Annotated in this window: 19 protein-coding genes; 6 read left to right on the top strand and 13 right to left on the bottom strand. The window is 67.5% G+C overall.

Features of this window, described 5'->3' with window-relative positions; all coding sequences use genetic code 11:
- The first annotated feature begins 88 nt into the window (after nucleotides 1-88).
- Both BM013_RS10025 and BM013_RS10030 read left to right on the top strand, forming a co-directional pair.
- Complete coding sequence (locus BM013_RS10025) at nucleotides 89-1324, top strand: ribonucleotide-diphosphate reductase subunit beta (RefSeq protein ID WP_093126032.1); 1236 nt, start codon at nucleotides 89-91, stop codon at nucleotides 1322-1324.
- A gap of 196 nt (nucleotides 1325-1520) precedes the next feature.
- Nucleotides 1521-2069 (top strand): histone H1-like DNA-binding protein, encoded by a 549-nt coding sequence (locus tag BM013_RS10030; RefSeq protein ID WP_093126034.1) that lies wholly within the window; start codon nucleotides 1521-1523, stop codon nucleotides 2067-2069.
- Between the two features lie 99 nt (nucleotides 2070-2168).
- Here BM013_RS10030 and BM013_RS10035 read toward each other — a convergent pair whose 3' ends face one another.
- The 7 genes from BM013_RS10035 to BM013_RS10065 all read right to left on the bottom strand — a co-directional run bounded on the left by BM013_RS10035 (nucleotide 2169) and on the right by BM013_RS10065 (nucleotide 8695).
- Nucleotides 2169-3071, bottom strand: coding sequence for a carbohydrate kinase family protein (locus BM013_RS10035; protein ID WP_093126037.1), 903 nt, complete (start codon nucleotides 3069-3071; stop codon nucleotides 2169-2171).
- Nucleotides 3072-3162: 91 nt separating this feature from the next.
- The gene (locus BM013_RS10040) at nucleotides 3163-4638 is read right to left on the bottom strand and encodes a DUF3426 domain-containing protein (RefSeq protein ID WP_093126039.1); all 1476 of its coding nucleotides are present in this window, start codon (nucleotides 4636-4638) and stop codon (nucleotides 3163-3165) included.
- Nucleotides 4639-4723: 85 nt separating this feature from the next.
- A complete protein-coding gene (prmA, locus tag BM013_RS10045; RefSeq protein WP_093126042.1) occupies nucleotides 4724-5608 on the bottom strand; it encodes a 50S ribosomal protein L11 methyltransferase in 885 nt (294 codons plus the stop codon).
- A gap of 16 nt (nucleotides 5609-5624) precedes the next feature.
- Complete coding sequence (gene accC / locus BM013_RS10050) at nucleotides 5625-6974, bottom strand: acetyl-CoA carboxylase biotin carboxylase subunit (protein ID WP_093126045.1); 1350 nt, start codon at nucleotides 6972-6974, stop codon at nucleotides 5625-5627.
- A 2-nt stretch (nucleotides 6975-6976) separates the two neighbouring features.
- Nucleotides 6977-7432, bottom strand: coding sequence for an acetyl-CoA carboxylase biotin carboxyl carrier protein (accB, locus tag BM013_RS10055; RefSeq protein ID WP_093126047.1), 456 nt, complete (start codon nucleotides 7430-7432; stop codon nucleotides 6977-6979).
- Nucleotides 7433-7540: 108 nt separating this feature from the next.
- The gene (locus tag BM013_RS10060) at nucleotides 7541-8098 is read right to left on the bottom strand and encodes a TlpA family protein disulfide reductase (RefSeq protein WP_093126050.1); all 558 of its coding nucleotides are present in this window, start codon (nucleotides 8096-8098) and stop codon (nucleotides 7541-7543) included.
- Nucleotides 8099-8695 carry a hypothetical protein gene (locus BM013_RS10065; RefSeq protein WP_093126052.1) on the bottom strand — a complete coding sequence of 199 codons (597 nt, stop codon included), beginning with the start codon at nucleotides 8693-8695 and terminating at the stop codon, nucleotides 8099-8101. It abuts the gene before it with no gap.
- Between the two features lie 111 nt (nucleotides 8696-8806).
- On the opposite strand from BM013_RS10065, the gene mpl reads away from it, so the two are divergent.
- Nucleotides 8807-10219, top strand: coding sequence for a UDP-N-acetylmuramate:L-alanyl-gamma-D-glutamyl-meso-diaminopimelate ligase (gene mpl, locus BM013_RS10070; protein ID WP_093126055.1), 1413 nt, complete (start codon nucleotides 8807-8809; stop codon nucleotides 10217-10219).
- A 5-nt stretch (nucleotides 10220-10224) separates the two neighbouring features.
- Nucleotides 10225-10734, top strand: coding sequence for a cupin domain-containing protein (locus BM013_RS10075; protein ID WP_093126058.1), 510 nt, complete (start codon nucleotides 10225-10227; stop codon nucleotides 10732-10734).
- 24 nt (nucleotides 10735-10758) lie between these two features.
- Here BM013_RS10075 and BM013_RS10080 read toward each other — a convergent pair whose 3' ends face one another.
- From BM013_RS10080 to BM013_RS10105, 6 genes are all read right to left on the bottom strand, one after another.
- Nucleotides 10759-11877: a 3-deoxy-7-phosphoheptulonate synthase gene (locus BM013_RS10080; RefSeq protein WP_093126060.1), complete on the bottom strand. Its 1119-nt coding sequence runs from the start codon at nucleotides 11875-11877 to the stop codon at nucleotides 10759-10761.
- A gap of 231 nt (nucleotides 11878-12108) precedes the next feature.
- On the bottom strand, nucleotides 12109-12645 hold the full coding sequence (locus BM013_RS10085) for a hypothetical protein (protein ID WP_093126063.1): 537 nt from the start codon (nucleotides 12643-12645) through the stop codon (nucleotides 12109-12111).
- 81 nt (nucleotides 12646-12726) lie between these two features.
- Entirely contained in the window at nucleotides 12727-14187 is a 1461-nt protein-coding gene (gene tldD, locus BM013_RS10090; protein WP_093126066.1) for a metalloprotease TldD, read from the bottom strand.
- A 104-nt stretch (nucleotides 14188-14291) separates the two neighbouring features.
- A complete protein-coding gene (gene rodA, locus BM013_RS10095) occupies nucleotides 14292-15446 on the bottom strand; it encodes a rod shape-determining protein RodA (RefSeq protein WP_093126069.1) in 1155 nt (384 codons plus the stop codon).
- A 32-nt stretch (nucleotides 15447-15478) separates the two neighbouring features.
- Nucleotides 15479-17359, bottom strand: coding sequence for a sensor histidine kinase (locus tag BM013_RS10100; protein ID WP_093126072.1), 1881 nt, complete (start codon nucleotides 17357-17359; stop codon nucleotides 15479-15481).
- A gap of 6 nt (nucleotides 17360-17365) precedes the next feature.
- Nucleotides 17366-18112, bottom strand: a complete 747-nt coding sequence (locus tag BM013_RS10105) for a response regulator (protein ID WP_093126075.1) — start codon at nucleotides 18110-18112, stop codon at nucleotides 17366-17368.
- A 430-nt stretch (nucleotides 18113-18542) separates the two neighbouring features.
- Between BM013_RS10105 and BM013_RS10110 the strand changes: the two genes are divergently transcribed.
- Together BM013_RS10110 and BM013_RS10115 are read left to right on the top strand one after the other, a co-directional pair.
- Entirely contained in the window at nucleotides 18543-19136 is a 594-nt protein-coding gene (locus BM013_RS10110) for a YqiA/YcfP family alpha/beta fold hydrolase (protein ID WP_093126077.1), read from the top strand.
- Between the two features lie 73 nt (nucleotides 19137-19209).
- Nucleotides 19210-21270, top strand: a complete 2061-nt coding sequence (locus tag BM013_RS10115) for a ribonuclease catalytic domain-containing protein (protein WP_093126079.1) — start codon at nucleotides 19210-19212, stop codon at nucleotides 21268-21270.
- Nucleotides 21271-21300 lie beyond the last annotated feature (30 nt).

Here is a 21300-nt window from a genome sequence, read left to right on the forward strand (position 1 = left end):
CATAACAACCACATAAATGGCGTGCGATGTGAACGAGCACTTTGCAACTCACATCGTTACTCCGATAATTTGAGCATTGGATTTTTCTATGTTGACCTGGGACGAAGAAGTCAAGCCCTCCTTACCAAAGGATATGCAACAAGGATTGCAGCACCACAACGCATCGACCGTCGGCTCGCCCGCAGGTCGTTCGGTGGATGCCCCGACTTCGTCGATTGCACAACCCGCTCTTCGCACGATCAGCGCGCTCGATGACGGCGCTGCTCCACTGCGATCGGTTGCTGCCGCAGCAACGCCCGCTGCCGCCCAACGCGTCAAGGCCTCCGACAAGCGCATCATCAACGGCCAGACCGACGTCAACCAGCTGGTGCCGTTCAAGTACAAGTGGGCGTGGGAAAAGTACCTCGCCACCTGCGCCAACCACTGGATGCCGCAGGAAGTGAACATGACGCGCGACATCGCGTTGTGGAAAGACCCGAACGGCCTGACCGAAGACGAGCGCCGCATCGTCAAGCGCAACCTCGGTTTCTTCGTGACCGCCGACTCGCTGGCCGCCAACAACATCGTGCTGGGCACCTACCGCCACATCACGGCGCCCGAGTGCCGCCAGTTCCTGCTGCGCCAGGCCTTCGAGGAAGCGATCCACACGCACGCGTACCAGTACATCGTCGAGTCGCTCGGCCTGGACGAGAGCGAGATCTTCAACGCGTACAACGAAGTGCAGTCGATCCGCGAGAAGGACCAGTTCCTGCTCCCGTTCATCGACGCCATCAGCGACCCCCACTTCAAGACCGGCACCCACGAGACCGACCAGACGCTGCTCAAGTCGCTCATCGTGTTCGCCTGCTTGATGGAAGGCCTGTTCTTCTACGTCGGCTTCACGCAGATCCTTGCGCTGGGCCGCCAGAACAAGATGACCGGCGCCGCCGAGCAGTACCAGTACATCCTGCGCGACGAGTCGATGCACTGCAATTTCGGCATCGACCTGATCAACCAGCTCAAGCTCGAGAACCCCGGCCTCTGGACCTCCGAGTTCAAGGCAGAGATCAAGGCCCTCTTCATGAAGGCCGTCGAGCTCGAATACAAGTACGCCGAAGACACGATGCCGCGTGGCGTTCTCGGCATGAACGCCTCCATGTTCAAGGGCTACCTGCGCTACATCGCCAATCGGCGTGCACAGCAGATCGGCCTCGAAACGCTCTTCCCGAACGAGGAAAACCCGTTCCCCTGGATGAGCGAAATGATTGACCTGAAGAAAGAGCGCAACTTTTTCGAGACCCGCGTGATCGAGTACCAATCGGGTGGCGCGCTCTCCTGGGATTGACTCTCTCAACAAGAAATAATGATTTCAAGAATTGCCCTTGCCACCGATCGCGCCGAAGAGCGCGGCATGGACGAGGGCTCAGGTGTTCATGGTGCTGGGGCTCAGATTCCAACGCCATGAATCACTTCACGCTACCCAACGTGCGTGGAGTGCTTCAATAGGTTGATTTTTTCAACTTGATCAAGGAGAAATAGAAATGGCAACTGCAAAGAAAGCGCCGGCCAAGAAGGCCGCTGCAAAGAAGGCTCCGGCAAAGAAGGTCGTGGCTGCTAAGAAGGCTCCGGCCAAGAAGGTCGCTGCCAAGAAGGCTCCGGCCAAGAAGGTCGCTGCCAAGAAGGTAGCCGCCAAGAAGGCAGCACCGGCGAAGAAGGTAGCCGCCAAGAAGGCAGCACCGGCCAAGAAGGCCGCTGCCAAGAAGGCGCCTGCGAAGAAGGTAGCCGCCAAGAAGGCAGCACCGGCGAAGAAGGCCGCTGCGAAGAAGGCACCGGCGAAGAAGGCCGCTGCCAAGAAGGCGCCTGCGAAGAAGGCTGCCGCCAAGAAGGCGCCTGCGAAAAAGGCCGCGGCCAAGAAAGCCGCGAAAAAGCCCGCTGCCAAGCCTGCCGCTGCTGCCAAGAAGCCTGCTGCAAAGAAGGCTGCCAAGGCAGCTGCGCCCGCCAAGGCTGCAGCCGTAGCGCCCGCTCCCGCGGCGCAAACGACGCTGAACCCCCAGGCAGCATGGCCGTTTCCCACGGCCAGCAAGCCCTGAGTTTTCTCAGCGGCCTTGAAGGCACAAAGCCCGGCACCTCACGGTGCCGGGCTTTTTTCATGAGCGCCTCGAAAGTGCTTCGAGGCGCGAGTCAGATGATCAGAGGCCCAGGGCCTTGCGGTCGATCTCGTAGTTCTGCGGGCCGCGTTGCGCGATCTTGATCGCGCCGACCTTGTTGCCCAGCGCCGCGCACTGCGCCAGCGACCAGCCCTTTTCCAGGCCGAACAGCAGCGCGCCGCGCCACGCGTCGCCGCAACCCGTGGGTTCGACCACTTCGGTGGCCACCACGCCGGGCACGTGCTCGCGCTCGCCGTTGACCCACACCTCGCAACCCTCGCCCGCCAGCGTGACCACCAGGCCGCGCACGCGCGTCGAGATCTCGGCCAGGCTCCAGCCGGTGCGCTGCGACAGCATCTTGCCTTCGTAGTCGTTCACCACCACCCAGCTCGCGAGCTCGACGAAATGGCGCAGCGCCTCGCCGTCGAACATCGGCAGGCCCTGGCCCGGATCGAACACGAACGGAATGTCGGCGGCGGCGAACTGCTCGGCGTGCTGCAGCATGGCGTCACGGCCGTCGGGCGCGATGATCCCGAGCTTGATGTCCTCGCGCGCAGCCACCTTGGTGACGTGCGCCTGCTGCATCGCGCCGGGGTGGAAGGCGGTGATCTGGTTGTTGTCGACGTCGCTCATGATCATCGCCTGCGCGGTGAAGGTGTCGTCGAGCTGGCGCACGAACTCGGTGCTGATGCCCAGCGTGCGCATGCGCTCGAGGTACGAAGGGCCGTCGCTGCCCAGCGTGGCCATCGGCAGCGCCGTGCCGCCCAGTGCGTTCAGGCTGTACGCGATGTTGCCGGCGCAGCCGCCGAAGTCGCGGCGCAGCGTCGGCACCAGGAACGACACATTGAGGATGTGCAGCTGGTCCGGAAGGATCTGGTCGGCGAACCGGCCCTCGAAAGTCATGATGGTGTCGAACGCGAGGGAACCGCAAATCACTGCTGCCATAGGTACGCCGTTAGGTAAGAAAAGTGGATGAAGAACAGAGTGGGACGCGCCAGCTCATGCGTGTGGATGCACGTGTGCTTGCGCGTCCCGCTCAGGGATAGAAAGCCTCGACGCGGTAGCCCGCGATGGGCGGCAGTGCCGCCGCCTCCGAAGCGGACAAGGTCAGCGGCAGCGAGGCCGCGCGATCGGCACGGGCCTGCAGCACCGACGGTGCGCCGTAGTCGACCGGCATCAGCACGCGGCGCACCACGGCGCGCTCCTGCGTGTCGAGCAGCGAGAGTTCGACGGCCGGCATGGCCAGCGGCACGGTGGCGCCGTTGCGCAGGGTGAAGCTCAGCCGATAGTCGTTGGTGCCGGTCTTTTCGCGCGCGAAGGCAGCGCCTTCGATCACGATGTCGCCGATCTGGCGCAGCGCCGCGAGTTCGCAGCCGGTGTGCTGGCACAGCATGGCGAGCGCGGGGCGCAGGTTGGGCTGACGCGCGGCGATGCCGTCGCGCTCGTGGCGCAGCACCTGCACGGCGAGCAGCAGCACCGCGAGCAGCACCAGCAGGACGAGCACGATGCGCACGCTCCTGCGCTGCCAGAAGCCCGGCGCTGCATCGGCGTGCTCGTCTTCGTCGGCGAGCGGGTGGCCCACGGGCAGCTCGAAGGCCGACGACAGCGAGTAGTCGGGTTCGCTCTCGCGCTGCACCACCGCCGCCTCGACCTCGGTGTCGCTCTCGCTTTCGGCTTCAGCGGCTTGGGTGGCGGCGCGCTCGTCGCGCGCCTTGGCGCCCGCGATCTTGGCGGACTTGGCGCGCGCGCGGCGCAGCGCCTTCTGCATCTGCACCTTGTCGTGCTCTTTTTCTTCCTGCTCGCGCTCGGCGTTCGCCTCCCCGTCATCGCTCGCACGCTCGATCAGGCCGCGCGTCCGGTCCATGCGCGGCGACATGGGCAGCGGCGGTGCCGGTGGCGGCGCGGGTGGCGGCGACGCCAGGTTCAGGTCGATGTTGGGGAACGGCGGCAGCGTGCTGCGCGGCGGCTTCCAGGCGGGCTCGGTGGTGTCGAGATCGGACCACGGCTCGTCCGCAGCCAGGCCGTGTTCGGGCAAGGTGAGCGAGAAGGCCGGCGCGGCGGGCGGCGGGGCCACGGGCTCGGGCACCCCGGCGTCGATCGGCGCCGGACGCGATGGCGACTCGGGATCGTCGTCGAAGAAGTCCGCATCTTCCGCCGGCGATGCGGGCGCTTCAGCAGGTGCTTCTATTTCTATGGATGGCGGCGATGGCAGCGGCGAAGGCTCGGGTGCGACCACCTGCACGGGGGCTGTCGGTTGCACAGCAGCCTTGGCCTCGCCCGAGGGCTGGACCAGGCCCGGCATGTAGCCGCCCTGCGGCGCAGGCGATGGCGACGATGGGGATGGGGGTGCGTGGCCCGGCGAGGCGCCGTCCGGCGCCTCGTGCAGGTCGAGCGTGGCGTCGAACACATGGCTGCAGCGGCCGCAGCGCACCCACCCGTCGGAAATGCGAAGCTGGTCGCGCACCACCTTGAAGGTGGTGGTGCAGGCGGGGCAGCGCGTGACGAGACTCATGACCGGGCGATTGTAGGGTTGGACCCCCGCCGCGCGACGGGCGTGAGGGGCGCGAGCAGCGGCCCTGCAGCCGCGCTGTCGCGGCTCAGCAGCGCGCGGTCATGAGGATCCAGCCGTCCTCGGTGTCGCTGACCTCGAGCGCGGCGTAGGGCGCGTAGGCTTCCTTCAGCTCGTCGGCCTGGCGCGCGAGGATGCCGGCCAGCACCAGCGAGCCGCCCGCCTTCACGTGGCTGCGCAGCAGCGGCGCGAGCACCTTGAGCGGCGTGGCCAGGATGTTGGCCAGCACGGTGTCGTAGGCGCCCTTGGCGGCTTCGGGAAGCCCTGCCTTCAATTGCACGCCGTTGGCCTCGGCATTGAGCACGGTCGAGGAGACCGCCGCTTCGTCGATGTCGACCGCGTCGATGTCTGTCGCGCCGAACTTGGCCGCGCCGATCGCCAGGATGCCGGAGCCGCAGCCGTAGTCGAGCACGCGCTGACCGGCCAGGGCGCCCTTGGTTGCGATCCAGCGCAGGCACATGCGCGTGGTGGGATGCGTGCCGGTGCCGAAGGCCAGGCCCGGGTCGAGCCGGATCACCTGCTTGGCCTGCGCGGGCGGCTCGTGCCACGTGGGCACGATCCAGAACTCGGGCGTGATCTCCACCGGTGCGAACTGCGATTGCGTCAGGCGCACCCAGTCCTGTTCGGGCACCGACGCGATGCCGAGCACCTCGCAGCCTTCGAAGAAGTCTTGCAGCGCGAGCACCGACGCGGCTTCCTTCGCCAGCGCCTCGTCGGGGAACAGCGCGATCACGCGCGAGCGCTGCCAGCCTTCCTTGGGCGGCGGCATGCCGGGCTCGCCGAACAGCGCCTGCTCGGCGTCGGTGGCCGCGTCGGCGTCTTCGACCGACACGCTCAGCGCATCGAGTGCGTCGAGCGCGTCGCTCACCGTTTCGACACGGTCTTCGGGCGCCATGAGGCGGAGTTCAAACATGGCTTTGCGTGTCCGATCAGCGCTTGTGCGCTGCCAGCCACTCCTCGAGGTAGTGGATGTTGGTGCCGCCGGTCATGAACTTGGAGTCGACCATCAGCTCGCGGTGCAGCGGGATGTTGGTCGAGATGCCTTCGATCACGGTCTCGTTCAGCGCCGTGCGCATGCGGGCCATGGCCTGCTCGCGCGTGTCGCCGTAGACGATGATCTTGCCGATCATCGAGTCGTAGTTCGGCGGCACGAAGTAGTTGGTGTACGCGTGCGAATCGACGCGAACGCCAGGGCCGCCCGGCGGGTGCCACATGGTGATGCGGCCCGGCGACGGCGTGAACTTCCACGCGTCCTCAGCGTTGATGCGCACCTCGATGGCGTGGCCGTGCATCTGGATCTGGCGCTGCGTGAACGGCAGCTTCTCGCCGGCCGCGACCATGATCTGCGTCTTGACGATGTCGATGCCCGTGGTGAACTCCGTCACCGGGTGCTCCACCTGCACGCGCGTGTTCATCTCGATGAAGTAGAACTCGCCGTTCTCGTACAGGAACTCGAAGGTGCCGGCACCGCGGTAGCCGATCTTCTTGCAGGCAGCCGCGCAACGCTCGCCGATCTTCTCGATCAGCTTGCGCGGAATGCCGGGAGCCGGCGATTCCTCGATCACCTTCTGGTGGCGGCGCTGCATGGAGCAGTCGCGCTCGCCCAGGTAGACGGCGTTCTTGTGCTTGTCCGCGAGGATCTGGATCTCGATGTGGCGCGGGTTCTGGAGATACTTCTCCATGTACACCGCCGGATTGCTGAAGGCCGCACCGGCTTCCGCCTTGGTCATCTGGATCGCGTTGACCAACGCTGCCTCGGTGTGCACCACGCGCATGCCGCGGCCACCGCCGCCGCCTGCGGCCTTGATGATGACCGGGTAGCCGATCGCGCGGGCAATGCGCTTGTTGGTGGCGGCGTCGTCCGAGAGTTCACCCTCGGAGCCAGGCACGCAAGGCACGCCGGCCTTGATCATGGCCTGCTTGGCCGACACCTTGTCGCCCATCGTGCGGATGTTGTCGGGCGTCGGGCCGATGAACTGGAAACCGCTCTGCTCCACGCGTTCCGCGAAGTTCGCGTTCTCGCTGAGGAAACCGTAGCCAGGGTGAATGGCCTCGGCGTCGGTCACCTCGGCGGCCGAGATGATCGCCGGCATGTTGAGGTAGCTCTGCGCCGATGGTGCCGGGCCGATGCACACGGCCTCTTCGGCGAGCTTGACGTACTTGGCGTCGCGGTCGGCCTCGGAATACACCATCACGGCCTTGATGCCGAGTTCGCTGCAGGCGCGCTGGATCCGGAGGGCAATTTCCCCCCGGTTTGCAACCAGGATCTTCTTGAACATGGTCACTCGATGATGAACAGCGGCTGTCCGTATTCGACCGCCTGGCCGTTTTCGCCGAGGATCTGCGTGACCGTGCCGGACTTGTCGGCTTCGATTTCGTTCAGGATCTTCATCGCTTCGATGATGCAGAGCGTGTCGCCCTCGTTGACCTTGCTGCCGATCTCGACGAATGCGGCGGCGCCCGGGCTGGACGAACGGTAGAAGGTGCCGACCATCGGCGACTTCACGGCATGGCCGGCGGGAACGGCTTCGGCGGCCGGGGCGCTGGCAGCTGCAACAGCGCCGGCAACCGGTGCGGCTGCAGCCTGCGGCGCGGCCAGGGTTTGAACGTACTGCACAGGGGCGGCACCGCCGCCCTTGACGATGCGGACCTTGCCTTCGGTCTCGGTGATTTCCAGTTCGGAAATATTCGATTCGGACACCAGGTCGATCAGTGTCTTGAGTTTGCGCAGATCCATGGGACTCCAGTGCCGGCTGAGCCGGTCTTCAGGATATAACTTGTTAACTTGTTCGAAAATCGTTGATTTTCGGCGTTCGGCGTCTAACGCCAGCGGAGGGGACGCATTCTAACCATGAACAAGTTCACGCCGCCAAGTCTCCAGGTCCGTGGTTTCAAGCTTGCCCATTTTACGAGCCGCCACCGAACCGTTCCCATTCAGGACCAGGGTGAAGGGTAATCCACCTCCGGTATTGCCCAGGTTCTTGACCAGTTCGGTGCCTTGCAAGCCCGCCAACCCGGTCGGATAAGTGACCGGCGTGCGCTGCAGGAACTTGCGCACGGCGCTGGGCTGATCAATGGCCAACCCGACCACTTGCCAGCCGTTGGCGCCGTTTTGCTTGAAGAAGGCGTCGATCATAGGCATTTCCTCGACGCACGGCGGGCACCAAGTGGCCCAGAAGTTCAGCAGCAGCGGCTTGCCGCGCAGGCTGGAAAGAACCAGGTCACCGCCCTCGGGACGTTCGAAGCTCTGGGCCCAGAACGCCGCGTCGAGCGTCTCACCGCCACCCGTGCCTCCCGCTGTGCTGCCGCGTTCCTTCCACCAGGCGCCACCGAGCCCGGCGGCCGCAGCCGCTGCCGCCACGCCGGCATAGAGCATGCCGCGTCGGGTGGGCGAAGAAGTCATTCACTTGTCCTTTTCTCGTTCAATGAGGCGGCGCAATGCGGGCAGGTCGCCGCGCGGGGTGCGCCCCTGGGCGTCGGGCTTCAGGGCGCCGCGCAGGTCGTCGAGGTCGTAGACCAGCAGGTGCACGCCGATTTCCTCGCCGAGCGCGCGGCTCGGGGCATGCACGCTCAGGGCCTCGACCTGCTCGCCGTGGAAGCCGGTCACCATGCGCGGCTCGTAGTCCACATGGTGATCGATCAGCGCGATTTCGGCCGACTTGGAATCATCGCAGAACAACTGAATATAAATGTCTGATAGCCGGGTGGCCGTTCCGTGCCACACGGCACCGCCGATGTGGGGGCGGAAGACCGCCATGCGCTCCATCCATTCGAGCGCCAGCATGCGCAATGCATGCAGTTCCTGCGGCTGGGTGTCGGCACAGAAGAGCTCGATGTACTCGCGCACCTCGGCCTCGACGTCGTCGTTGTTCGGCAGCGCGGTGCGCGCCGACAACCCCAGGTCACGCAGTGCCCGGCGCTTGGCCGGGCCGTATTCCAGTCCCTCCTCGACGACGAGGCGGGCTGCAGTGGCGGCAATTTCACGCTTGGACGTGTCCATCGGGGCATTCTGCCCGCGGAAGGCATCCCTCACATGAACATCAGTACGGCACGCAGGACAAACGCGGGGCCACGGCCCCGGACGCACGGGTCGCTTCCCTAGAATCGACCGATGCACATTCATATTCTGGGTATCTGCGGCACGTTCATGGGCGGTGTGGCCGCCCTGGCGCGCGAGGCAGGCCACCGGGTCACGGGCTGCGACGCCGGCGTGTACCCGCCGATGAGCGACCAGCTGCGCGCGCTCGGCATCGACCTGATCGAAGGCTTCGGCGCCGACCAGCTCTCGCTGGCTCCCGACATGTTCGTGGTCGGCAACGTGGTGTCGCGGGCCCGGCTGCCCGACGGCAGCCCCAAGTTCCCGCTGATGGAAGCCATCCTCGACGCGGGCAAGCCGTACACCAGCGGCCCGCAGTGGCTGGCCGAGCACGTGCTGCTGGGCCGCCACGTGCTGGCCGTGGCCGGCACGCACGGCAAGACGACCACCACCTCGATGCTGGCCTGGGTGCTGGAAAAAGACGGCAAGGCGCCTGGCTTCCTGGTGGGCGGCGTGCCGCTGGACTTCGGCGTGTCGGCGCGCCTGGGCGACGGCCCGGCCTTCGTGATCGAGGCCGACGAGTACGACACGGCCTTCTTCGACAAGCGCAGCAAGTTCGTCCACTACCGGCCGCGCACCGCCGTGCTGAACAACCTCGAGTTCGATCACGCGGACATCTTCGACGATCTTGCCGCCATCGAGCGCCAGTTCCATCACCTGGTGCGCACCGTGCCGAGCACCGGGCGGCTGGTGGTGAACGCCACCGAAGAGAGCCTGCAGCGCGTGCTGGCCCAGGGCTGCTGGAGCGAACTGGCGCGTTTCGGCGCAGGGGGGCCGAACACCGAATGGCAAGCCCGCGGCTCGCACGACGCCTTCGACGTGCTGCAGCGCGGCGAGGTGGTCGGCCGGGTCGAGTGGGAACTCTCCGGCCTGCACAACCAGATGAACGCGCTGGCCGCCATTGCCGCGGCCGAGCACGTGGGCGTGCCGCCGGCCGAAGCGGCGCGCGCGCTGGGCAGCTTCCGCAACGTGCGCCGGCGCATGGAGTTGCGCGGCACGGCCGAGCGGGCCGGTGGCGCGATCACGGTCTACGACGACTTCGCCCACCACCCGACGGCCATCCGCACCACGCTCGACGGCCTGCGCCAGAAGCTGGACGCCGCCGGCAAGCAAAGTGAGCGCATCCTTGCGGCCTTCGAGCCGCGCAGCAACACGATGAAGCTGGGCGTGATGGCGGCCCAGCTGCCCTGGAGCCTGGAATCGGCCGACCTGTCGTTCTGCCACACGGCCGGGCTCGACTGGGACGCCGCCGCGGCGCTCGCGCCGATGGGCGAGCGCGCACAGGTGGCGAACGCCATCGAGCCGCTGGTGAAGCAGGTGGTGGCCGCGGCCCGGCCGGGCGACCACATCGTCTGCATGAGCAACGGCGGCTTCGGCGGCGTGCACGACAAACTGCTTGCCGACCTGCGCGCACCGGCGGCATCATGACCCCCATGGCCGTCCCCCGCGCACGCGAGCTGATCGACACGCTGAAGCTGCAGCCCCACCCCGAAGGCGGCTGGTACAGCGAGGTGTTCCGCTCGGCCGCGAGCGTCACGCCGAACGACGGCCGCGCGCCGCGCAACGCGCTGACCAGCATCTACTTCCTGCTCGAGGCGGGCCAGCATTCGCGCTGGCACCGGGTGCTGTCCGACGAAGTCTGGGTGCACCTGGAAGGCGTGCCGCTGGCGCTGTGGACCTGCGACGCCGCGATGCGCACGGCACCGGCCCACGTTCGGCTGGGCCCGGTCGACACCCACGGCACCCGGCCTCAGCACGTGGTGCCCGCCGGCCAATGGCAGGCGGCCCGGCCGATCCAGGGCCACACCGCGGGCGACTTCACGCTGGTCGCCTGCATGGTCGGGCCGGGCTTCGTCTTTGCCGATTTCTCGATGGTGCCGCCCGGCAGCGACGAGGCTGCGTCAATGCGGCACCACTGGCCCGACCTGGCCGGGATGCTCTAAGGCGTCTTTTCTCGGGCGCCTTTTTCAGCCCCGGCGTTGCTTGACCGCCTGCGAGAGCGTGTCCAGCACCTGCACCGAATCGTCCCAGCCCAGGCAGGCGTCGGTGATGCTCTTGCCGTATTCGAGGCCCGACAACTCGTCCTTGCCCGGCGTGAACTTCTGGGCGCCCGGCTGCAGGTGGCTTTCGACCATCACGCCGAACACGCGGTTCGAGCCGCCGGCGATCTGCGCGGCGATGTCCTTGGCCACTTCGATCTGCTTCTGGTGCTGCTTGGAGCTGTTGGCGTGGCTGCAGTCGACCATCAGCGTAGGCGGCAGCTTGGCGGCCTGCAGGTCCTTGCAGGCCGACTCGACGCTTGCGGCGTCATAGTTCGGCGCCTTGCCGCCGCGCAGGATCACGTGGCAGTCGGGGTTGCCGTTGGTCTGCACGATCGCGACCTGGCCGTTCTTGTGCACCGACAGGAAGTGGTGGCCGCGCGCCGCCGCCTGGATGGCGTCGGTGGCGATGCGGATGTTGCCGTCGGTGCCGTTCTTGAAGCCGATCGGCGCCGACAGGCCCGAGGCCAGCTCGCGGTGCACCTGGCTTTCGGTGGTGCGCGCGCCGATGGCGCCCCACGAGATCAGGTCGCCGATGTACTGCGGCGAGATCACGTCGAGGAACTCGCTGCCCGCCGGCAGGCCCAGGCGGTTGATGTCGATCAGCAGCTGGCGCGCGATGCGCAGGCCTTCGTCGATGCGGAAGCTCTCGTCCAGGTACGGGTCGTTGATGAGACCCTTCCAGCCGACCGTGGTGCGCGGCTTCTCGAAGTACACGCGCATCACGATTTCCAGCGTGCCGGCGTACTTCTCGCGCTCGACCTTCAGGCGGCGGGCGTAGTCGAGCGCCGCGGCCGGGTCGTGGATGGAGCACGGTCCCATGATCACCAGCAGCCGGTCGTCCTTGCCCGCCATGATGTTGTGGATGCTGCGGCGCGTGCCTTCGATCAGCGTCTCGACGGGCGTCCCGCGAATCGGGAAGAAGCGGATCAGATGTTCGGGAGGGGGCAGCACGTTGATGTCCTTGATGCGTTCGTCGTCGGTCTTGCTGGTTTTTTCGACGCTCGCATACCAGCTGTCGCTGGCGGGGGCAGTGTTCGTGCTCATGGGTGCTTCCTTGTTGGAGTGGATATCGTCAGGGCATAAAAAAACCGCCGGGGGCTTGAGGCCACCGGCGGTTCTGGGAGGGTGTTCGTGTGCGTTTTACGCGCTCGCCTCTCGTCCGCCGGAAACCGGGAACCAAAAGTAGGCAAAGAAATAAGCGCGGAGGGCGGACATGTGGGCGGAATGTAGCATGGAAAAAGAAAACCCGGCACAGGGGCCGGGCGTTCGTTGTTTTTATCGGTAACCCGATTCGTTCGGGTTGTGGATGATCCAGATCAGGTTGCCGGCGGAGTAGTCGCCCATGCCGCCGCCCGCGAAGATCAGGCGGCCCTGGCCCTTGTAGGTCATCTCGAAACGGTGGCGGTCGCTGCCGAAATAGAACGGGATGAAGGCCTTGCCCGTCACGTACGCGCCCTGGTCGGTCGGCTGGCCCGCGAGGTCGGTGACCTGCCTGGCGCTCATGCCGATCTGCAGCCGCCCGAACTTGCTGTTGCGCGCCGGGTTGCCGGTGATCTCGCCTTCGTAGCCATTCAGGCCCTTCACGGTGCGGCCGCTGCCGGCCTCGATCTTCGACGAGTCGACCACGTTGCCCTGGGCGTCCATGCCGGCCTTGGCGCCGCCGCGTGCCGGTGCCGCGGGAGCAGCGGCCGGCGCGGGTGCCGCGGCGGGCTGGCTGCCCGAACCGCCGCGGGATGCGCAACCGGCTGTGGCCAGCGCCACCACGGCGGTCACGGCCCACAGCACGGCGGACGAATTGATCCTGTTCCCCATTGAAATGCTCCTTGAACTCATCGTTCGCAAAAGGAGCGCAGCTTAGCAACCGAAGGAAACAGCCGGCAAGTGACTAAAGTCCTAAGCCGTTCCACCTACAGTCAAACCGTCGATGCGCAGCGTCGGCTGGCCCACGCCCACCGGCACGCTCTGGCCTTCCTTGCCGCAGGTGCCCACGCCCGAATCGAGCGCCATGTCGTTGCCGATCATCTTCACGCGGGTCAGCGCGTCGGGGCCGTTGCCCACGATGGTGGCGCCCTTCACCGGGTACTGGATCTTGCCGTTCTCGACCCAGAAGGCCTCGCTGGCGGAGAACACGAACTTGCCGCTCGTGATGTCGACCTGGCCGCCGCCGAAGTTGGTGGCGTACAGGCCCTTCTTGATGCTGGCCACGATTTCCTTCGGGTCCTTGTCGCCGCCGAGCATGTAGGTGTTGGTCATGCGCGGCATCGGCACGTGCGCGTAGCTCTCGCGGCGGCCGTTGCCCGTGGGCTTGACCTTCATGAGGCGCGCGTTCATCGAGTCCTGGATGTAGCCCTTGAGGATGCCGTCCTCGATCAGCACGTTGCGCTGGCTGGCGTTGCCCTCGTCGTCGACGTTGAGCGAGCCGCGGCGGTCGGCGATGGTGCCGTCGTCGAGCACCGTCACGCCCTTGGCCGCCACGCGCTGGCCGATGCGGCCCGAGAACGCGCTCGAGCCCTTGCGGTTGAAGTCGCCTTCCAGCCCGTGGCCGATGGCTTCGTGCAGCAGGATGCCGGGCCAGCCGGAGCCGAGCACCACGGTCATCTCGCCGGCCGGGGCCGGGCGTGCGTCGAGGTTGGTCAATGCGGCCTTCACGGCATGGTCGACGTATTCGGCGATCTGCTCGTCGGTGAAATAGGCCAGGCCGAAGCGCCCGCCGCCGCCGCCGGAGCCGATTTCGCGGCGGCCGTTCTGCTCGGCGATGACGGTGACCGACAGGCGCACCAGCGGGCGCACGTCGGCGGCCAGCGTGCCGTCGGCGCGGGCCACGAGCACCACGTCGTACTCGCTGGCCAGGCCGGCCATGACCTGCGCCACGCGCGGGTCGCGCGAACGGGCCAGCTTCTCGACCTTCTCGAGCAGCTTCACCTTGGCGGTGCTGTCCAGCGTGGCAATGGGGTCGATGCCGTCGTACAGCGAGCGGCTGGAGGCGATCTTGCGCGCCGGCGTCTTCACGCGGCCGGTGCGGCCGGCCGACGAAATCGAGCGCACCGTGCGCGCCGCGTCGAGCAGCGAGGCCTCGGAAATGTCGTCGGAGTAGGCGAAGGCGGTTTTCTCGCCGCTGACCGCGCGCACGCCGACACCCTGGTCGATGCTGAAGCTGCCGGTCTTGACGATGCCCTCTTCCAGGCTCCAGCCTTCGCTGCGCGTGTACTGGAAGTACAGGTCGGCGTCGTCCACCTTGTGCGCGGTGATCTCGGCCAAGGCCTTGCCCAGGTGCGATTCGTCGAGGCCGAACGGCGTGAGAAGGAGCTGTTGCGCCGTGGCGAGGCGCTCGATGGTGGGTTCGCGGGAGATCATGGCCGCCATTCTAGGCAGCCGCCCTCTTCCGCGCTGCCCCCAAGGACACTTGGCGCGACACTTCGCAGGGCACTTCGAGGCCCATTTCGAGGGGAAGGCCGGCGCTAGTTCTGCGCCAGCTTCCTCGCCCGGGCGATCGACATCAGGATGCCCAGCCCCAACCCCAGCGTCACCATGGCCGTGCCGCCGTAGCTGATGAACGGCAGCGGCACGCCCACCACCGGCAGGATGCCGCTCACCATGCCCATGTTCACGAAGGCGTAGGTGAAGAAGATCATCGTCACCGCCCCCGCCAGCAGGCGCGAGAACAGCGTGGACGCATTGGCCGCGATGAGCAGCCCGCGGAAGATCAGCAGGATGAAGGCGCCGATCAGCGCCAGGTTGCCCACCAGCCCGAATTCCTCGGAATAGGCGGCAAAGATGAAGTCGGTGGTGCGCTCGGGAATGAATTCGAGGTGCGTCTGCGTGCCCTGCATGAAGCCCTTGCCGCCGACCCCGCCCGAGCCGATGGCGATCATCCCCTGGATGATGTGGAAGCCCTTGCCCAGCGGGTCCTTGCTGGGGTCGAGCAGCGTGCACACCCGCTGCTTCTGGTAGTCGTGCAGCACGCGCCAGTCGACGCCGTCGGCGCACAGCTGCGACTCGAAGCCCACGATCAGCGTGACGGCCACCGCGCCGATCACCACCGGCGGCACGATCAGCTTCCACGGCAGTCCGGCGAAGAAGATCACCGCCAGCCCGGCCGCCAGCACCAGCAGCGACGTGCCCAGGTCGGGCTGCTTCATGATGAGCCCGACCGGCACCGCCAGCAGCACCGTCGCCACCACGAAGTCGAGCGGCCGCAGCTGGCCTTCGCGCCGCTGGAACCACCAGGCCAGCATCAGCGGCATGGCAATCTTCAGGATCTCGCTGGGCTGGATCACCAGGCCCACGTTGATCCAGCGCTGCGCGCCCTTCTTGGTGATGCCGAACAGCGCCACCGCCACCAGCAGCGCCACGCCCATCGTGTAGAGCGGCACGGCGGCCACCATCAGCCGCTGCGGCGGCACCTGCGCCACCACGAACATGATGAAGCCGGCCAGCAGCATGTTGCGGCCGTGGTCGACGAAGCGCGAGCCGTGGTCGTACCCGGAGGAGTACATGGTGAGCAACCCGGCGAACACGAGCAGCAGCACGGCGAAGGCCAGGAAGCCGTCGAAGCCCTGGAAGATGGGCGCGATGCGACGCGCCAGGGAGGGCTGGTTGAACACGGCAGACATGGGGGCGGATTATCCCCGCCCCGCTGCCCACCTCAATCGAAAGAAAGCTGAACGACCGTGCGCCCGGGTCGGCTTTCGACCGCCAGCCGCGCGCCGATGGCCCCCGCGCGCTCGGCCAGCGCGCGCGGCACGCAGGCGGCGTCGAAGCCCCTGCCGTTGTCGATCACGCGCAATTGCACAGTGGGCACCGTGGGCACCCTGTGCGCCGTGGTCCCCTGCATGTCGGCCTCGATGCGCAGCACGCTGGCCTGCGCATGTTGCAAAACGTTGGAAATGGCCTCGAACAGCAGGAACTGCAGCTGCCGCATGCCCTGCGCGTCGAGCCGCTCGACCGGCGCGACCTCCTCCACGGCCCATTCGAGCTCGATGCCCCCTGCCGCCAGCCGGGGTTCCAGCCGGTAGCGCGCCGCCGCCAGCAGGGCCCCGACGTCACCCGGCGGGAGGTGGATGGAATCGATGGAAAGCTTGAGCTGGTCGAGCGAATCGCGCAGCGTGCGCAGCAGGTCGCCCGAGCTGGCCTGGCCCGACTGCAGCTGCCGGATGGCCGAGCTGATGTGCGAGCCCACCCCGTCGTGCATGTCGCGCAGGATGCGCTCGCGCTCGTGGGTGCGCGCCTGGTCGCGCGCCGCCGCTTCCAGCTCCGCGTAGGTGGCCGCCAGCTCGCGCTCGCGCTGGGCCACGCGCTCGGCCAGCGCCGTGACCCAGCCGCGCGACTGGACCGTGGCGGCGTGGAAACGCCGCAGCACGATCAGCAGCAGCGCAATGCCGAAGAACACCGACGAATAACGCACCCAGGTGGTTTCGCCGTAGGCGTCGCTCAGGCGGATCACCAGCCAGTCGCGCACGCCGAACGCCACCGTTGCCAGCGCCGCGCCGGCCACCAGCCACTGTTCGGTGCTCGGGCGGCGCACGGTGGCCACGACGAAAGCCGTCACGAAGCAGGCGATGAACGCGATTTCCAGGACCAGCCAGCCGGTGAGCCACATGGGCTCCTCGCGCCGCAACGCGAGCGAACTCGCCGCCACGGTGCCGGCCACCACCGCCAGCAGCGGCCAGCGCAGCCACCGCAGGCGCGGGTTGCGGGACCAGCCGGCCAGGTGGCAGCAGAACATCATGGCCGAGGCCGCCCAGCCCGCATAGCAAGCGGCCATCAGCACGCCCCAGGCGCCCCAGGGCAGCGGCGGCTCGGCAACCACGCCGTCGGCCACGCGGATCGCCCAGCAGAACTCGGCCAGCGCGGCCCACAGGTAGATGCCGTCGCGCCCGGTGCCGCCGCTGTTGTCCCGCGCGTCGACCTGCGTGAGCCAGAGGCCCAGCGCGATGCCGCTCACCATGAGGCTGAAGGCCGTCAGCAGCACCGAGCCGGTGAAGCGCCAGGCGTAGGCGCTTTCGAACAGCTCCGTGCGCACCGGCGCGGCCGGCCCGACCACCACGCGCGACAGCCCCGCGCGCCGGCCGCTGTCCGCGCGGATGCGGATCTGCAGGTGGTTGTCGCCCTGCCGCAGCAGCCGCCCGGGCACCGGCACGTAGATGGGCGCCTTGGCGTAGTCGGCGTCGTTGCCGCGGCCGAGGTCGCCGTAGACCTGCAACAGCGCGTCGTTGAGCTGCACCTCGAAGACATTGCCCACGCGCGGGATGAAGATGCCCCACGGCGTGTCGGGCGCGGCGTCGAGCCGGAACGGCAGGTCGAAGCTCGCCGTGCCGGGACGCCCGTGGTGCTCACGGTCCCAGTGGTACGACAGGTCGACCGGCCCGGTGCGCGTGACGCCGTCGACCGAGCTCGTCACGGTGCCGTGGCGCAGCTCGATGGCCGCTTGCGCCGCGGCGGCCGGCGCAACGCCGGCGAGCGCCACGACAACCAGCGCCAGCCACCATCCGAACAACGACACCAGCCCCGGCCGCAAACGCCGCATCTGCCGTCAGCCCGGGTGAGACAGCAGGCCGAGCCGCGTCGCTTCGAAGACCGCTTCGCTCTTGGAGTGCACGGCAAGCTTTCCGTAGAGGTTCTTGATGTGGGTCTGCACCGTGTGCACGCTCAGCCCCTTGAGCCGCGCGATCTCCGCATAGGAGAAACCGCGCGCGATGAGCGTGAGCACCTCGTGCTCGCGCGCCGACAGCAAGCCGCGGTCGGACTCCTCCGACACCGCCTCCGGCGCGACGCCCGGCGGCGCGCCGGGCACGACCGCCGACTGCAGGCTGCGGTACTTGGCGAGCACGCGCCGCGCGATCATGGGCGAGATCGGCGAGGCGCCGGCCTTCATCTCCACGATGGTCTGGGCGATGTCCTCGGGCGCGGCGTCCTTGTGGATGTAGCCCACGGCGCCGGCCTCGATGCTGGCGAGCACGTTTTCCTCGTCGCCGAACACCGACACCACCAGCGGCTCGCAGCCGGGAAAGCGCGCCACCGCGTCGCGGATCACGTCCAGCCCGGTGCCGTCGGGCATGCCGAGGTCGACCAGCAGCACGTCGGGAATGGTGGCGGTGCGCGCCAGCCAGGCCAGCGCCTCCTGGACCGTGCCGGCACTGCCGAGCCAGAAAAGGCGCGGGCTGCGCTGCACGCTCGCCTCGAAGAATGCGCGCGCGCGGCTGTCGTCTTCGACGACGAGCACGCCCCATCGGCGTGGCGTCGCGTCGTGCGGGGCCTCTGTGTTCATGGGCAGAAGCATAAGGCTCGCGCGCACGCGATCGCCCTTGCACGCCTACCCTGTTCATGGGATGCGCACGACGGCATGCGCCGTGAAACTTGCGCCGCTTTTTGCCGGCGCGGACGATGCAGGGCGGCATCGGGTCGAATGCCTCTCGGATGCACCTCGATGGCCCTCTTCACGCAGGCGAAGTAACTCGAACGTAGACCCGCGAGACCCCGGCGGCCCGGGGCCTGAATACTTTCGAATTCCCAAGGCGCAGCACATCCCTTGCACAGGCAGGCCGGACGTCCGCGCACCCCGAGCATCGATCGGCTCGATCTTTACCGAAGAACCCCGGCCCACGGGGTTTTTGTACGCTGGAAGCGGCCTCGTGACTACAGACCTCATGCAGAATTACCTGGTCCCGGCAAGCGGGGTGCAACGTCGGCACCCTGCATCTCTTCCTCGCATGGATCCGCAAACCACTCACCTGTTGTACCTGCACGGCTTCCGCTCGTCGCCCCGCTCCACCAAGGCTCGGCTCATGGCGCAGCGCGTGGCCCAGCACCATCCCGATCTCCAGTGGTGGTGCCCCCAGCTGCCGCCGTCGCCGCACGATGCCATCGACATGGTGATGAAGGGCATCGCCCACTGGCCGCGCAAGTCGATGGCGGTGGTGGGCTCGTCGCTCGGCGGCTTCTACGCCACCTACGTTGCCGGCATGACCCGCTGCCGCGCCGTGCTGCTGAACCCCGCCGTGCACCCGGCGCGCGACCTCACGCGCTACATCGGCGACCAGACCGTCTGGCACGACCCGTCCGAGCACTTCTACTTCCGCCCCGAATACATCCACGAGCTGCGCGCCATGGAAGTCGGCCAGCTCACGCGGCCCGAGCGCGTCTTCGCCATCATCGCCAAGGGCGACGAGGCGCTCGACTGGCACGAAATGTCGGCGCGCTACCCCGACAGCAACATCAAGCTGCTCGAAGGCAGCGACCACGCGCTGTCGGACTTCGAGAAAGTGCATCTGGACGACGTGATGTCGTTCATCAACCCGGTGTAACGCCCGCCCCCGGGCTTCACCCGGGGCATTCGATCCCGGCAGGCCGGCGGGTTCAGCGTGGGACAATCGCCGGATGTTTGTATTGTTTGAAGAAGCCGGCAAGTACCTCGGCGGCCGCGTGCTGTCGGAGGCCGAAGCATCGGCACAGGTCGAGCTCGACACGGGCAAGCGCGTCAAGGTCAAGAGCGCCAACATCGTGTTGCGTTTCGAGAAGCCCTCGCCCGCCGAGCTGATCGCCGAGGCGCGCACGCTCGCCGCCGCCATGGACCTCGATCTCGCCTGGGAATTCGCGCCCGAGGGCGAATTCACCTTTGCGGAGCTGGCCGCCGAATATTTCACCGACAAGCCCTCGCTGGCCGAGCAGGCGGCCGCGCTGTTCGGGCTGTTCGAGGCGCCGCACTACTTCCGCCGCGCGGGCAAGGGACGCTTCAAGAAGGCGCCGGCCGAGATCGTGCAGCAGGCGCTGGCCGCCATCGAGAAGAAGAAGGTCATCCAGGCGCAGATCGCCGAGTGGGCCGGCCAGCTGGCCGAGGGCGTGTGCCCCGCGCCGGTGCGCGAGCAGCTCTACAAGATCCTGTTCAAGCCCGACAAGAACGCCCCCGAATACAAGGCCGTGGTCGACGCCGCGCGCGCCACGCAGCGCCCGCCGCTCGACCTGCTGGAACGCGCCGGCGCGATCGACTCGCCCTACCAGTTCCACTGGCGCCGCTTCCTGTTCGAGAACTTCCCCAAGGGCACGGGCTTCCCCGCGCTCGCGGCGCCCGCCATCGTGGACGACCTGCCGGTCGCATCCGGCGTGCAGGCCTTCTCGATCGACGATTCGCAGACCACCGAAATCGACGATGCGCTCTCGGTGCAGGGCCTCGGCACGGGCACCGTCACGGTCGGCGTCCACATCGCGGCGCCGGCCCTGGCGCTCACGCCGGGCAGCGCCATCGACAACGTGGCGCGCACGCGCATGTCCACTGTCTACATGCCGGGCTACAAGATCACGATGCTGCCCGACGAGGTGGTCAACACCTACACGCTGCTCGAGGGCGGCGACCGCCCGGCCGTGTCGCTCTACGCGCGCTTCGACGAGGCCACGCTCGAGCTGCAGGGCACCGAGACCAAACTGGAGCGCGTGCCGATCGTCGCCAACCTGCGCCACGACCACCTCGACACCGTCGTCACGCAGCCCTGGCTCGAAGACGCCGCGTTCCAGAGCGACAACACGCCAGAAGCGGCAGCCCGCCTGCGCGCCCCGCTCTCCTTCCTGTTCCGCCTCGCGAAGCAGCTGAAGGCGCAGCGCGAGGTGGTGCGCGGCAAGCCGGAGAACTTCAACCGGCCCGACTACAACTTCCGCCTCGTCGGCAACGACGGCAACGAGCCCGTGGGCAACGAGCAGGTGCAGATCGGCACGCGCCAGCGCGGCGCGCCGCTCGACCTGATCGTGTCCGAGGCCATGATCCTGGCCAACAGCACCTGGGGCGCCTGGCTCGGCGAACTCGGCGTGCCCGGCCTGTACCGCAGCCAGGCCAGCCTGGCGCCCGGCATCAAGGTGCGCATGGGCACGCGCTCGCTGCCGCACGCGGGCCTGGGCGTGAAGAGCTACGCCTGGAGCACCTCGCCCCTTCGCCGCTACACCGACCTGGTGAACCAGTGGCAGATCATTGCCGCCGCGCGCCACGGCAAGACCGCCGCGCTGGCCGCGCCGTTCAAGCCGAAGGACGCCGACCTGTTCTCGATCCTGTCGGGCTTCGACGCGGCCTACGCCACGTACAACGCCTACCAGGGCGGCATGGAACGCTTCTGGACGCTGAAGTACCTGCAGCAGCAGGGCATCACCGAACTCGAGGCCACCGTCATCAAGGACCTGCCCAATGGCGCGCTGGTGCGCGCCGAGACGCTGCCGCTGGTGTTCCCGGTGGCCGGCCAGCAGGAACGCGGCGCGCGCCTGCGCGTGAAGCTCGGCGAGATCGACGAGATCGCGCTGGACGTGAGCGGCACCGTGCTCGAACGCCTCGACACGCCGAAGGCCGATGCCGCCGCCGAAGAGGAAGGTGACGAGGAAGAAGAAGTGGTTGCGGGCCCGATCGCCATCGCCGTCGACCTGAACGACAGCGAGGCCGCGCCCGAAAACACGCCTGCATGAACTTCGGCGAGTCGCCCGGAGAAATGCGCC

The sequence above is a fragment of the Variovorax sp. OK605 genome (genome assembly GCF_900115445.1).
Taxonomy (GTDB): Bacteria; Pseudomonadota; Gammaproteobacteria; order Burkholderiales; family Burkholderiaceae_C; genus Variovorax.